Origin of the sequence: Faecalibacillus faecis, from assembly GCF_003024675.1 — a bacterium.
Lineage (GTDB): Bacteria > Bacillota_I > Bacilli_A > Erysipelotrichales > Coprobacillaceae > Faecalibacillus > Faecalibacillus faecis.
In genome coordinates this window covers 25,246-38,574 of sequence record NZ_PYLP01000015.1, presented here as the reverse complement: position 1 = coordinate 38,574, position 13,329 = coordinate 25,246, and the positions used below count along the sequence as shown (strand labels likewise).

Below are 13,329 nucleotides of genomic sequence, written 5' to 3'. Positions count from 1 at the left end.
ATTAGAATAAAAGCATTGAAAAAGGGGAAGAATAATGAAAAAAATAGTATTTTTAGATATAGATGGAACATTAGTCACACCAAATTATCCTTTATCAGATTTTGTAAAAAAAGGAATTAAAAAAGCAAGAGAAAATGGGCATTTAATTTTTTTATGTACAGGAAGAAATCGTGTCGGTATAGAAAGTATTATGTCAGATGATTTTGATGGTTGTATTTGTTCAGCGGGTGGTTATCTTGAAATTAAAGGGGAAATGATTGAAACAACTTATTTAGATAAAGAAGAAGTTGAACAAGCAAGAAGAGTTTTTGAGCAAAATCATATTCTTTATAATTTAGAATCAACTTATATGACTTTTGCTAGTGAAGAATTACGACATTATTTTGCACATGCTCTGTTAGGTGATGAAGGAACAAATTCAGAATTTGAAAGATTAAAAGAACAACAAAAGAAAGAATATCATATGATTGATATAAGCAAATATCAAGATCAAGGAATTCATAAACTTTGTTTTATTGCTTTTAATAGAGAAGATATTGAAAAAACAAAAATACTCTTACCAAATTACCATTTTATTGTTCATGAAATGTTTAGCCAACATTCTATCAATGGTGAAATCATCAAGAAGGGAACGGATAAGGGGCTTGCCATTAAAAAGGTCGTTGAAACACTTCATATGAAAATGGAAGATACGATTGCTTTTGGTGATAGTATGAATGATTATGAAATGTTACAAGTTTGCAATTATGGTGTAGCAATGAAAAATGCCTGCCAAGAATTAAAAGCAAGTGCTGATAACATTTGTGAAAGTGTTGAAAATGATGGTGTGTATTATGAAATGGAAAGGTTAGGATTGTTTGAATGTTTGGATTAGGAACACTTGTTAATACCATATCTGTTGTTGTAGGTGGTATTATTGGTTTGTTGTTTAAAAATGGTTTAAAAAATAGGTATCAAGAAACGATTATGCAAGGAATTGGTTTAGCGGTTTTGTTTGTCGGTATTTCAGGGGCGATGACAGGGATGCTAAAGATTTCTAAATCAATAATAGAGTCGACAGGGTCTTTAATTCTTGTTTTGTCTTTATGTTTTGGGGCTTTAATAGGTGAATTTATTAATATTGAAAAAAGAATTGAACAATTTGGTTTTTATTTAAAAAGTAAAGTAAAAAGTAATGATTCTAAATTTATTGAAGGTTTTGTTTCAACTTCACTTGTTATATGTGTAGGGGCTATGGCTATTGTGGGTTCTTTTCAAGATGGTTTGTTACATGATCCAAGTGTTTTGATTTCAAAAGCCGTAATGGACTTTGTAATCGTTATGGTCTTTGCTTCAACACTTGGGGTGGGAACAATTTTTTCCGCAATTCCTATTTTTGTTTATCAAGGATTGCTGACAGTCTGTGCTTCTTTTCTAGCACCTTATTTTACGACAACAATGATTTCTAATATTTCTTTTGTGGGTTCGGTTTTAATATTTGCGGTAGGGACAAATTTATGTTTTCATACAAAAATTAAAGTAGGCAATCTTTTACCAGCGGTATTTATGCCCTTGTTATTAGCACTTTTTATGTAAGTGCTTTTTTTGTTTACTTGTCAATTATCTAAAAATAATGTACGATAACAACGTTTGAAGAAGGGAGAAATTTATGTTAGACAAGTTTTTTAAGTTAAGTGAAAAAGGCACTACAGTAAAAACTGAAATTTTAGCTGGTGTGACAACATTCTTAGCGATGGCTTATATTTTAGCAGTCAATCCAGCAATGCTTGGTGAAACGGGAATGTCTGTTCAAGGGGTATTCCTTGCAACTGCTATCGCTTCTGCTGTAGCTACTATTATTATGGGACTTGTTGCAAACTATCCAGTGGCTTTATCTGCTGGTATGGGTGTGAATGCTTTATTTACTTATACAATTTGTTTTGGTATGGGCTTATCTTATAAAGGAGCCTTAGCCTGTGTTTTTGTCTCAGGTATTATTTTCTTAGTTATTTCTATTACAGGAATTAGAACAATGATTATTAATGCCATTCCTGCACAACTTAAATTAGCAATTGGGGCAGGTATTGGTTTCTTTATTGCCTTCATTGGTTTAAAAAATGCAGGTATTATTGTCGCAAATGAATCAACATTTGTCGGCCTTGGTAACTTACAAGAACCAACAGTTATTTTAGCAGTAGTTGGTATTTTAATTACCTTATTACTTTTAACTAAAAATGTTCCTGGAGCTGTTTTCTATGGTTTAGTTGCTACAGCTGTTGTAGGAATTATTGCTGGAGTTTTTGGTGTTAAAGGAATGCCAAAAATTCCTACTGGAGTTATTTCATTTGACTTTGATTTTTCATTAGTAGGAGCATTTGCTTCAGGACTTGGAGAATTAACTTCACATCCACAATGTTATGTAGCCATCTTCTCATTATTATTCGTTGACTTCTTTGATACTGCAGGAACTTTAGTTGCTGTATGTAACAGAGCAAACTTAGTTGATGAAACTGGAAATCCAGAAAACGTAGATCGTGCTTTATTAGCTGATTCAATCGGTACAGTTATTGGTTCTATTGCTGGAACTTCAACTGTTACATCATTCGTTGAATCAACTTCAGGTGTTGAAGTAGGGGGAAGAACTGGTTTAACTGCGGTTACTACTGGGGTATGTTTCTTATTATCTGTTTTCTTCTCACCATTACTTTCATGCGTAACAAGTGCAGTGACAGCGCCAGCGTTAATTATTGTTGGTATTTTAATGGCACAACAATTAAAAGGAATTGAATGGGATAATCTTGTTTATGCAGCAAGTGGATTCATGACAGTTATTTTTATGATCTTAGCTTATTCTATTTCAAATGGTATTGCTATTGGATTTATTACATATACCGTTTCTATGATTGGTGTTGGTAAAATTAAAGAAATTAAACCAATTGTATGGATCTTAGATATCTGTTTTATAATCTTTTTAGTATTCTTACCTAAATAGTCAAGAAGTGAGTTTTACGCTTAGGTGTAAGACTCTTTTTTTATTTAAATGAAAAGGATGTACTAAACATCCCTTTCACTATGATAGAGTTAGAGTATAAGCTTATATGCCTCCTGGATTACGGAAAGTCATATGTGCTTGTGCTCTTGAAATTTCATAGTTAACACTATGAATATCTCTGGATAAATCATGAAGTTCTTTTGTTTTTAAGTAAGTTTCTTTGCTTTCTTTACCTTTATTTTTTCTATCTTGGATAAATAAATAAAGATAAATTCCAATAATGATAATCATAATAGGAACTACTAAATAAATAAGCTTCATAGATATCACCTCTTTATTTCATTATAACATCGTTGCATGAAAATATCTTGTATTAATCAATGTTTTTGATTTTCTATCAAAGTAATATCCCCAAACAGATCCTAACTTATAAAACTGAATAAAGATCAATAATAAACATAATATCAAGACAAAATACCATCTTAGAATCTCCTATTGCATATAATAATAAAAAAAAGAGCCATGATTGGCTCTAATATTATTATGCTTTACATTCAGCGTTTCCTAATTCGTTACCTTCATTGAAGTTACGTGCATTTTCCATTGTAACAACAGCGATTGCTTGTAAAGCTTCACGAGTAAAGAATGCTTGATGACTTGTTAAAACAAGTTGAGGGAACATTTGTAAACGAGCTGTGATATCGTTTGTAATAGCAACATCGCTTTTATCTGTATAAACGTTATTATCTTCACCTTCATATACGTCTAAAGCAACAGCATGGAATTTACCTTGTTTTAATGCTCTGATTAATGCTTCAGGATCAATGATAGGTCCTCTGCTCGTATTAACTAACATAACTGTATCTTTCATTAAAGCGATTGTTTCATCGTTAATTAAATGATAAGTTCCATTATCTCCCATAATTAATGGACAGTGTAAAGAAATTAAATCAGCTCTCTTTAATAATTCTTCTTTACTTACATAAGTTAATAAACCTTCATCAACTAATGCTTGGTTAGGATAAGCATCCCATCCTAAAACTGTCATACCATAACCTTTACAAATTCTAGCCATACATTGACCGATTTTACCAGTACCCATGATACCAGCAACTTTATTATGTAGGTCTAAACCTAATAAACCACTTAAAGCAAAGTTATTATCTTTAACTTTTGTATAAGCTTTGTGTAAACGACGGTTTGCTTCTTGTAGAATTGCCATTGCATGTTCAGCAACTGCATATGGTGAATAAGCAGGAACACGTAAAACTGTAATTCCACATTCTTTTGCAGCTTGTAAATCAACATTGTTGAATCCAGCACAACGTAATAAGATTAATTTAACACCACATTCATGTAATTTTTCAACAACTGGTCTTGAAGCGTTATCGTTAACGAAGATACATACAGCATCATAACCTTGAGCTAAACCAGCAGTTTCAGGTCCTAATTGAGAATCAAAATATTTGATATCTGAATTGTAAGTTCCTTGACCTTTATCTTTTACTAATTCACTAAAGAAAGTTCTGTCATAATCTTTAGTTCCAAAGAATGCGATTTTTAAAACATCTACAGGTTTCTTTTCTTCAAAAGCACCATGTAATAATTCTTCGATTGCTTTTGCTGCAACTTCTTCGTCATCACCATCGATAGCAACTTTTAAAGTATCACCTTTTTTAGCACCTAATGCTAAGATTTGAAGAACGTTATCTCCATCAGCAACTTTTTCGTCTAAATAAATTCTTACTTGGCTTTTGAAATTCACGCAACATTGAGCAAGTAACGCAGCAGGTCTTGCGTGAATACCTAATGTGTTATTAACTACATAACTAATTTCTTTCATTTTAAATCTCCTCCATTTTGCAAGACCATTTTAGCACAAAAAATATGAGAATAAAGAAGAAATTGAGAAAAATTACAAAAGTAATGGAAATTTTATAAAATATCACTATAATAGGTTTGTCAAGAGGGGGAAAAATAATGCTAATTATTAATTTTATCTTAGGTTTATTACCTATTATCTGGTTAGTAATCGCTTTATGTGGTTTAAAATGGCCAGGATATAAGGCTGCTTTAGGTGCCTTAATTATTGCTGCTGTTGAAGCATTAACATATTTTGGATTCTCTATGTCAGATACATTAACTTCTATTTTAGAAGGTTTTGCATTTGCAATGTGGCCAATTGTTATTGTTATTGTTGCAGCGGTTTTTACGTATAACTTATCTTTGCGTACAGGATCAATCGATATGATTAAAAAATTACTTACAAGTGTAACCGCTGATAAACGTATCTTAGTTTTATTAATCGGATGGTCATTTGGTGGATTTATGGAAGCAATGGCTGGATTTGGTACAGCAGTTGCGATTCCAGCAAGTATGTTATGGGTTTTAGATTTTGATCCAATTCTTGCCTGTCTTGTTTGTTTGGTTGCCAATGCAACACCAACACCATATGGGTCAATTGCTATTCCTACCGTAACACTTGCCACAAACTTAGGTTTAGAAAATAACTTAATCGCTTTCGCAACTTCTTGTGCTTTAAGTGTATTAATTATTTTAACACCATTTGTGATGGTTTATATTTTAGGAAAAAGTACAAAAGGAAAAGGTTCTGCCTTTAAAGGCATTGTACCAGTTGTTTTAGTTTCAGGATTATCTTTCTTAATTCCAGAAATGGTTGTTTCATATTTTGTTGGTGCTGAACTTGCGGGGGTTGCAGCTTCAGTTATCTCATTAGTATGTACAATTTTAGCTAGTATGAAATTTACAAATCCAGACGCTATTCCTGACGAATATCGTTTAGAAGTAAAAAAAGGAAGTCCTTTAAAAGTAGGAAAAACTTTACAGGCATTATCACCATTTATTTTAATCTTTGTTGTTTTATTACTTACAAGTAATTTAGTATCACCAATTCATGATGCGTTATCATCATTTGCGACAAGTGTAAAAATTTCTACATACAAAAACGCAAGTATGACAACATTTACATGGATCAATACACCAGGTGTCTTAATTATTTTATGTGCAATCGTTGGTGGATTTATCCAAAAAGCAAAAGTATCAGAAATGTTTGCTGTCTTTATTGCAACATTAAAACAAATGATGTTTACAATTCTTACAATGTTATTCATTTTAGCAACAGCACGTGTTATGCAATATTCAGGAATGATTGCTGCCGTTGCCGCTTTATTTTCAGTATTTGGACCTGTTTATCCATTCTTTGCCCCAATGTTAGGAGCTTTAGGAACATTCGTTACAGGATCAGGTACAAGTTCAAGTGCTTTATTTGGATCAGTTCAAATGTCAACTGCTGCAAGTATTGGTGCTAATAAATATTGGCTTGTTGCCGCAAACAGCTTAGGTGTTGCTACTGGTAAAATGATGGCACCACAAAGCATTGCTATTGGATTAGTCGCTGTTGATGAAGCGGGTAGAGATGGAGAATTACTTAAAAAAGTATTACCATACGCTGCTTTATTCATTATTGTTAGCGCACTCGTATGTTTCTTTGGACAATACGTATGGGCAATCTTCGGAATTGCTTAAATTAAAAATAAATGATTTAGGAAGTGTCTGTAAAAAGATACTTCTTTTTTTTGTGAAAAGTTATAAATCTATGCAATGAGGAACACTATTTTATAATTTTATATGATGAGTTTTTTTGTTTTTATCAAGAAAATGACAAAAAAATATACAATGTCATGAGGTGGTTTTACATGTTAAAAAAAGGATTATGTTTATTAATAGGGATCATGATGCTTTTTTGTCAAATCAATGTTGTTCATGCAACAAATCTTGCAAGTGGGGCAGAAAGTGCAATTTTAATTGATGCTCAAAGCCAACAAGTTTTGTATCAAAAAAATGCAAACAAAAAACTTTATCCGGCTTCAACAACAAAGATTATGACGATGATTTTATTATTTGAAGCAATTCAAGAAAAGAATTTGAAATGGGATGATGTTTTAACGTGTTCAGCTTATGCATCAAGCATGGGAGGAAGTCAGGTCTATCTTGAAGAAAATGAAACAATGAGTGTTTTTGAACTTTTTAAATGTATTGCGATTGCTTCAGCGAATGATGCCTGTGTTGTGGTGGCTGAAAATATTGCGGGAAGTCATGAAGAATTTGTTTCTATGATGAATGAAAAAGCAAAAGCATTAAAACTCAAAAATACGCATTTTACCAATTGTACAGGATTACATGATATCAACCATTATACCTGTGCTAAAGATCTTTCAACTATGGCAGCTTATCTGCTTCAAATCGGTGGAACAAAACTCTTATCTGTTACATCTCTGTATGATAGTTATGTCCGTGAAAAAACAAAACAAAAGTTTTGGCTTGTAAATACCAATAAGCTTTTGAAACAATATCCAGGAGTGGATGGTTTAAAAACAGGTTTTACCAAAGAAGCGGGTTATTGTATTGTCACAACGTGTAAGAAAAAGGATTTAAGATTAATTGGTGTTGTCATGAATGAAGATAAGCCCCAAACACGGAATGAAGATATGAAGGGATTATTGAATTTTGGTTTTTCCAAGTATCAACAAGTTAAACTTTATAATAAAGGAGAAATTATTGATACTGTTAAAGTAAAAGATATGGTTGAACAAAAGATCAATGTAGTAAGTCATAAGAATCTTTATTATCTTTATGAAAAAACAAATCAAAAAAAGCTTAAAAAGAAAATAGTCTATGGTTCTTTGCAATTACCAATTGATCAAAAGAGAAGTATTGGAAAACTGATTTTATGTAATAATGGTAAAGCTGTCGCAACTTATCCTTTATATAGTGAAAAAAATGTTAAAAAAATGAGTTTTTTAGATAAATTACTAAGAGTCTATCAATCGTTGATTTAGGCTCTTTTTTTGTGATTTGTTCTAGTTTTGTCGAATCTATTTTTTTTATTTTTAAGATGAGATAAGATGCTTTTAAGGAGATGAAAAAATGGAAAATAAAATGGAATATGAAATAAAAGAAGAAACATTGGTGGTCTATTTTTATGGTGAAATAGATGGCTCTAATGTTTCTTTGTATCGTAATAAGCTCAATGTTATTTTAGCGATGAATGAGGATGATGTTATTTTTGATTTTAAACATACAACATTTATTGATAGTGCCGGAGTTGGTCTTGTTTTAGGTAGATATCAACAACTATCCAAGGAAGGAAGAAAATTAGCGGTAAGTCGTTTATCAAATACAGCTTATAAGGTTTTTGAATTAAGTGGTTTGTTTGAAATTATAGAATATTTAAAGGAGGTTCAAAGATGACCAATGAAATGGCGCTTTCTTTTAGTGCAACTTTAGAAAATGAACCTTTTGTAAGAACATGTATTGCCTCTTTTGTAGTTTGTTTAAATCCTACGGTAGATGAAATTGTAGAAATTAAAACGATTGTAGGAGAGGCTGTTTCCAATGCCATCATTCATGGTTATAACGGTGATAAAGGTTGTCTTGTAAAAGTTAAAGCTTATATCGAAGATGATTTGCTTACAATCTATGTCATTGATAAAGGACAAGGTATTCAAGATATTGAAAAAGCAAGACAACCGATGTTTACTTCTAAAAAAGAATTAGAACATGCTGGAATGGGACTTAGTATTATTGAAGCATTATGTGATGAAACGACAATCGAATCTTCTTTAGAATTAGGAACTCAACTCATAATGAAAAAAAGAATTGTTCATGAATAAAGAAGCTGTTTTAAACAATATTCAATTAGCACAACAGGGGGATGAAACAGCTAAGGAATTAATTGTTAAAAATAATTTAGGTTTAGTTTGGTCGATTGTTCATCGTTTTAAGAATAATTATTATGATAAAGAAGATCTTTTTCAAATTGGTTGTATTGGATTAATGAAAGCTATCAATAATTTTGATGTTCATTATGGTGTACAATTTTCTACCTATGCTGTGCCAATCATTATGGGTGAAATTAAACGGTATTTTAGAGATGATGGAACCATTAAGGTTTCTCGTTCTTTAAAAGAATTGAATATTAAAATCAATAAAACCAAAGAAAAACTAACGGTTCTTTATGGAAAAGAACCAACTGTTAAAGATATCGCAGATGAATTAGAGGTGGATGTTATGGATGTTATTGAAGCTATTGATGCTTCTTATTATCCAACCTCTTTATCAGAACCAATCTATGAAAAAGATGGTTCAACAATTTCAATGGAAGAAAGAATCGAAGATAAGAGACATGCTATGTGGTTTGAAAAGATAGCTTTAAGCATGGAAATAGATAAATTAGATGAAAAAGAAAGACTTATTCTCTATTTACGTTATCAACTTGATTTTAATCAAGAAAAAGTTGCACAAAGACTTCATATTTCTCAAGTACAAGTATCTCGATTGGAAAAGAAAATTATCACAAAGTTAAGAAATCATTTGAATGAAAAGGATTAAGTGATATAATTCATTCAGGTGATTTTATGGATGAAAAGAAAAAGAGTGAAGTATCAATTTTATTGGAATATGTAAAAGTCATTGTTTTAACGATGATTGCGACTTTTATTTTGTTACAATTTATACAAGTATCAAGAGTAAATGGATCAAGTATGGAAAATACGTATTTTCAAAATAATATTGTTTTAATAGATAAAGTGTTTTATAAAAGACAACAACCGAAAAGAAATGATATTATTATTGTGGATTATGATGATGGTTTAGAAGATACTTTGATTATTAAAAGAGTGATTGCTGTTGGTGGAGATCATTTAGATATTGTTAATAATGAAGTTTATATTAATGGTAAAAAATTGAAAGAAAATTATATTAAAGAAAAGATGGATACGGAAGATCTTTCAATCGATATTCCAAAAGGAAAAGTGTTCGTGATGGGGGACAATCGTAATCATTCTCTTGATTCTCGTAAGTTAGGTTATTTTGATTTTAAGGATGATGTCATTGGAAAAGTCTTTTTTAAGATTCCTTTTTAGGGGTCTTTTTTTTTGTATAGATATGTAATAATAAAATATCTATATAATAAATAAGTATCAATTGTATAATTTTAAGCAAAAAATTAACAAAATAAGCAATATTTTTGCTGTTTTTATTTTGCTTGTAAAAAATTTTATGGTAAGATAATGTCAATCAATAAGGAAATGTGTGGGGAATCTTATTGGTGGAAAGGATGATAAAATGTCATATAAATTTAAAATTATTAGAGGAAATGCAATTCTTAACTTTTCAGAAGAATACTGTCAATCACGTTGTGAGTTGATTGAAAGTGAATCTTTCGCTCGTGTACTTAAAGGATACGTACACGATATTAAAAGAAAGAAAACAACAGCTTATGAATACTTGAGAGAAGTTCAAAAAGAAAGTATTGATATTGTTGATGATTTAAGAACGGTTTTTAGATTATTACTTGTTATGGATCCAAAGGAATTAGCTTCAATTTATCCTAAATTTGCACCTTATTTTAGAGATATGGATGAATTTACACAAGTAATTGAAGATATTTACTTATTCTGGCGTCGTTTACAACGTTATAGTGTGGTTTATAACGAAGAATCAAGAGGGGGATATCAAAACGTTCAATTCGCTGATGCACAAGTAAACTTTGAAGCGCTTGTTTTATCAGTTTATCGTTCAATTAAAAATAAATGTATTGGAAACGCAGAAAATGTTTTACGTCAAATTACTGCTGGTGTCAATGCAGGGTTACGCGTTTCAAACATGCGTTCATTTTTACCTTATGAATATCGTTGCTTAGACAATATTCCATTTATTGAATCGGTTATTATTCATCCACCTTTTATTACTTATTCAAAACGTAATAAAAGAGATGGGGTTTTCCCTGAAACAAAGAAAAACCCAATTGAAGATTTAAAATTTGATCCAGAACAATGGTTCTGTTATCCAGCAAAAGTTGGAGATTTGTTATGCTATGTTTATTTCAATGTTGCCTATATGGCACAAGGGGTTACTTTATGTAACTTATTCCAATTAGCAAATGAAGAAGAATATCGTAATAGAAAACCAGATATGATCTATGTTTATGGTTATGAAGATGGTAAAAAACATCAATATTTCTATCAAGATGATGAAAATGATATGATGGTTGCTTTACTTTCAGCAAACGATGAATTTGATTATTTCGGTTATATGAAGAAAATGATGCTTACATTACACAATGTAAGAAAAATCAATAAAAAACAACTTCCAATTCATGGGGCAATGGTTCAAATCACTTTACAAAGTGGAGAAACAAAAAATATCGTTGTTATGGGTGATAGTGGAGCTGGTAAGTCTGAAACAATTGAACAAATTAAAGTTTATGGAGCAGCTTATATTAGAGATTTAATTACTGTCTATGATGACATGGGGATATTATCATTAGACGAAAAAGGTACAGTTAAAACATCAGGTACAGAAATTGGTGCTTTCGTAAGACTTGATGATTTAGATGCTGGATATAGTTTCAAGGAATTAGATAGATCTGTCTTTATGAATCCAGATAAAGTCAATGCTCGTATCGTTATTCCAATTACAGAATATAAAGATGTTGTCGCAAAACATGATGTTGATATGTTCTTATATGCAAACAACTATGAAGAAAAAGGAGACTCATTAAGTTTCTTTGATAATGTTGATGATGCTCTTAAAGTCTTTAGAGCTGGTAATCGTATGGCTAAAGGAACAACAACTGAATATGGTTTAGTAGGAAGTTATTTTGCTAACCCATTTGGTCCTGTACAAAGACAAGATCAATGTGAGCCATTATTACAAGATTATTTCCAACGCATGTTTGATCAAGGGGTTAAAGTGGGTCAATTACGTACACGTTTAGGAATTAAAGGAAATGAACATAATGGTCCTAAAGAAGCCGCTGCAGAAATTTTAAAATATATTACTGGTGAAAAAGAATTAAAAACATTAGAAGATGATGAATAATCATCTTCTTTTTTTATATTTTATAATATGGAGAAGAAAAAACGTTGGTTAATTAATTTTTTATATTATGGAATCTTTTTTTGCTTAGGAAGCATCATTCTTTATTTATTATTTAAGAAATGTTTGATTGTTGTTTTAAGTTATTTAACTGCTATTTTATTAAGACCTTGTATTGATTTGATCTTAAAAAAACTGCATGTCAAAAATAAAATAATTTCAACAATCATGACAATAATGATTTTTATCTTTTTATATATTTGTTTCTTTCTTTTTGTTTTCTTTTCATGTCTTTTCTTTATTAAAACACTTTCATTTCTACCAGATTTTATTGAAAACCTTTATCAAGAACTTCTTAGTCATCAATATCTCATTTCTTTTTTTACACAATTTTACCAACAAATCCAAACGATTATTCAAAATATACTTTCAACAAGTATTCATTATTTATTATCACTTGCGATGAATATGGTTCATTTTATGGCTTGTCTTTTTATTCATTTCTTTTTAACTTTACTTTTTTTATTTCATCAACCTTTTTTTCAAAGAAAAGAAGAAAGTCTTTATACAACGCTTATATCTTCTTTTACAGAGACTTTTTTTATCATTATAAAAACATATAGTATTTTATTTATTATCACATTTATAGGGCTTTTTTTAGGCTTTTGTATTATTGGTATCAAACAAGCATTAAATCTTTCCTTTTTTATTGCATTCTTTGACTTTTTTCCAGTTTTAGGAATTGAAATGATTATGTTTCCTTGGATTATTACTCTTGCTTTATTAAATCAAATATCTCTTTCATTAAAACTATTAATTCTTTATGGTGTTATTGCACTTATCAGAAATATTTTAGAACCACATCTTTTATCTAAAGAAATCAAAATACCTGCTCTCTACATGTTTGTTGCTATGTATTTGTTTATGAAATTAATTGGTATTTGGGGACTTATTGTTGCACCATTTGTATTATTGATTTTTAATAATATAAAGCAAAAAAGAAATCTCACAGAGATTAAAAAAATAATTAAAAAAAGTCTTTGAAATTTTTTAAGATTTTGTTATAATTGTCATGCAACAGTGTCTAGGATATGCGAATACTCAACGTATAGCTTGGATATTGCCAAGAAATTAACATACGGAGGATAAATGAAATGTTAACAAAACAAGAAAAACAAGCTATCATGAAAGAATATGCTACTAAAGAAGGAGATACAGGTTCTCCAGAAGTACAAATCGCTGTATTAACTGCAGATATCAACAAATTAAATGGTCACTTCAAACAACATCCAAAAGATAAACACTCAAACAGAGGTTTATTAAAGAAAATTGGTAGAAGAAGAGATTTATTAAAATACTTAAAAAATAAAGATATCGAAAGATATGCTTCTTTAGTAAAAAGATTAGGATTAAGAAGATAGTTAAAAAAGCGCTTAGGCGCTTTTTTTTTATTGGAA

General features: G+C 30.3%; 14 protein-coding genes. 12 read left to right on the top strand and 2 right to left on the bottom strand.

Going from position 1 to position 13,329, the window contains the following annotated elements; genetic code table 11:
• Positions 1–34 precede the first annotated feature (34 nt).
• The 3 genes from C7U55_RS10330 to C7U55_RS10320 all read left to right on the top strand — a co-directional run bounded on the left by C7U55_RS10330 (position 35) and on the right by C7U55_RS10320 (position 2,971).
• Positions 35–874, top strand: a complete 840-nt coding sequence (locus C7U55_RS10330; protein WP_227213661.1) for an HAD family hydrolase — start codon at positions 35–37, stop codon at positions 872–874.
• Positions 862–1,575, top strand: a complete 714-nt coding sequence (locus C7U55_RS10325) for a DUF554 domain-containing protein (protein WP_106988488.1) — start codon at positions 862–864, stop codon at positions 1,573–1,575. Before C7U55_RS10330 ends, C7U55_RS10325 begins: the two co-directional genes overlap by 13 nt.
• 73 nt (positions 1,576–1,648) lie before the next feature.
• The gene (locus C7U55_RS10320; RefSeq protein WP_106988487.1) at positions 1,649–2,971 is read left to right on the top strand and encodes an NCS2 family permease; all 1,323 of its coding nucleotides are present in this window, start codon (positions 1,649–1,651) and stop codon (positions 2,969–2,971) included.
• Positions 2,972–3,073: 102 nt separating this feature from the next.
• On the opposite strand, the gene C7U55_RS10315 is transcribed toward C7U55_RS10320, so the two are convergent.
• On the bottom strand, positions 3,074–3,292 hold the full coding sequence (locus C7U55_RS10315) for a hypothetical protein (protein WP_106988486.1): 219 nt from the start codon (positions 3,290–3,292) through the stop codon (positions 3,074–3,076).
• Between the two features lie 220 nt (positions 3,293–3,512).
• The gene (locus tag C7U55_RS10310; protein WP_106988485.1) at positions 3,513–4,814 is read right to left on the bottom strand and encodes a fused HPr family phosphocarrier protein/2-hydroxyacid dehydrogenase; all 1,302 of its coding nucleotides are present in this window, start codon (positions 4,812–4,814) and stop codon (positions 3,513–3,515) included.
• A 137-nt stretch (positions 4,815–4,951) separates the two neighbouring features.
• Between C7U55_RS10310 and C7U55_RS10305 the strand changes: the two genes are divergently transcribed.
• The 9 genes from C7U55_RS10305 (at position 4,952) to rpsO (ending at position 13,293) form a co-directional block, all read left to right on the top strand.
• Positions 4,952–6,517 (top strand): L-lactate permease, encoded by a 1,566-nt coding sequence (locus C7U55_RS10305; RefSeq protein ID WP_106988484.1) that lies wholly within the window; start codon positions 4,952–4,954, stop codon positions 6,515–6,517.
• 170 nt (positions 6,518–6,687) lie between these two features.
• Positions 6,688–7,830, top strand: a complete 1,143-nt coding sequence (locus tag C7U55_RS10300) for a D-alanyl-D-alanine carboxypeptidase family protein (RefSeq protein WP_106988483.1) — start codon at positions 6,688–6,690, stop codon at positions 7,828–7,830.
• An 88-nt stretch (positions 7,831–7,918) separates the two neighbouring features.
• The gene (locus C7U55_RS10295) at positions 7,919–8,242 is read left to right on the top strand and encodes an STAS domain-containing protein (protein ID WP_048924517.1); all 324 of its coding nucleotides are present in this window, start codon (positions 7,919–7,921) and stop codon (positions 8,240–8,242) included.
• The gene (spoIIAB, locus tag C7U55_RS10290) at positions 8,239–8,664 is read left to right on the top strand and encodes an anti-sigma F factor (protein WP_106988482.1); all 426 of its coding nucleotides are present in this window, start codon (positions 8,239–8,241) and stop codon (positions 8,662–8,664) included. The genes C7U55_RS10295 and spoIIAB overlap by 4 nt, the downstream gene beginning before the upstream one ends.
• The gene (locus C7U55_RS10285) at positions 8,657–9,382 is read left to right on the top strand and encodes a SigB/SigF/SigG family RNA polymerase sigma factor (protein ID WP_106988481.1); all 726 of its coding nucleotides are present in this window, start codon (positions 8,657–8,659) and stop codon (positions 9,380–9,382) included. Before spoIIAB ends, C7U55_RS10285 begins: the two co-directional genes overlap by 8 nt.
• 26 nt (positions 9,383–9,408) lie before the next feature.
• Positions 9,409–9,915, top strand: a complete 507-nt coding sequence (lepB, locus tag C7U55_RS10280; RefSeq protein ID WP_106988480.1) for a signal peptidase I — start codon at positions 9,409–9,411, stop codon at positions 9,913–9,915.
• Between the two features lie 202 nt (positions 9,916–10,117).
• Positions 10,118–11,875, top strand: a complete 1,758-nt coding sequence (locus C7U55_RS10275) for a phosphoenolpyruvate carboxykinase (RefSeq protein WP_106988510.1) — start codon at positions 10,118–10,120, stop codon at positions 11,873–11,875.
• A gap of 27 nt (positions 11,876–11,902) precedes the next feature.
• Complete coding sequence (locus C7U55_RS10270) at positions 11,903–12,916, top strand: AI-2E family transporter (RefSeq protein ID WP_106988479.1); 1,014 nt, start codon at positions 11,903–11,905, stop codon at positions 12,914–12,916.
• A 110-nt stretch (positions 12,917–13,026) separates the two neighbouring features.
• Entirely contained in the window at positions 13,027–13,293 is a 267-nt protein-coding gene (rpsO, locus tag C7U55_RS10265) for a 30S ribosomal protein S15 (RefSeq protein ID WP_048924511.1), read from the top strand.
• The last annotated feature ends 36 nt before the right edge of the window (positions 13,294–13,329 follow it).

What these genes read in the sequence shown, in the direction of transcription:
- C7U55_RS10285 (WP_106988481.1), top strand. Translation starts at nt 8,657, where the DNA reads ATGAATAAAGAAGCTGTTTTAAACAATATTCAATTAGCACAACAGGGG.
- C7U55_RS10295 (WP_048924517.1), top strand. Translation starts at nt 7,919, where the DNA reads ATGGAAAATAAAATGGAATATGAAATAAAAGAAGAAACATTGGTGGTC.
- C7U55_RS10320 (WP_106988487.1), top strand. Translation starts at nt 1,649, where the DNA reads ATGTTAGACAAGTTTTTTAAGTTAAGTGAAAAAGGCACTACAGTAAAA.
- lepB (WP_106988480.1), top strand. Translation starts at nt 9,409, where the DNA reads ATGGATGAAAAGAAAAAGAGTGAAGTATCAATTTTATTGGAATATGTA.
- C7U55_RS10330 (WP_227213661.1), top strand. Translation starts at nt 35, where the DNA reads ATGAAAAAAATAGTATTTTTAGATATAGATGGAACATTAGTCACACCA.
- C7U55_RS10275 (WP_106988510.1), top strand. Translation starts at nt 10,118, where the DNA reads ATGTCATATAAATTTAAAATTATTAGAGGAAATGCAATTCTTAACTTT.
- C7U55_RS10300 (WP_106988483.1), top strand. Translation starts at nt 6,688, where the DNA reads ATGTTAAAAAAAGGATTATGTTTATTAATAGGGATCATGATGCTTTTT.
- C7U55_RS10270 (WP_106988479.1), top strand. Translation starts at nt 11,903, where the DNA reads ATGGAGAAGAAAAAACGTTGGTTAATTAATTTTTTATATTATGGAATC.
- C7U55_RS10315 (WP_106988486.1), bottom strand. Translation starts at nt 3,292, where the DNA reads ATGAAGCTTATTTATTTAGTAGTTCCTATTATGATTATCATTATTGGA.
- C7U55_RS10325 (WP_106988488.1), top strand. Translation starts at nt 862, where the DNA reads ATGTTTGGATTAGGAACACTTGTTAATACCATATCTGTTGTTGTAGGT.
- spoIIAB (WP_106988482.1), top strand. Translation starts at nt 8,239, where the DNA reads ATGACCAATGAAATGGCGCTTTCTTTTAGTGCAACTTTAGAAAATGAA.
- rpsO (WP_048924511.1), top strand. Translation starts at nt 13,027, where the DNA reads ATGTTAACAAAACAAGAAAAACAAGCTATCATGAAAGAATATGCTACT.
- C7U55_RS10305 (WP_106988484.1), top strand. Translation starts at nt 4,952, where the DNA reads ATGCTAATTATTAATTTTATCTTAGGTTTATTACCTATTATCTGGTTA.
- C7U55_RS10310 (WP_106988485.1), bottom strand. Translation starts at nt 4,814, where the DNA reads ATGAAAGAAATTAGTTATGTAGTTAATAACACATTAGGTATTCACGCA.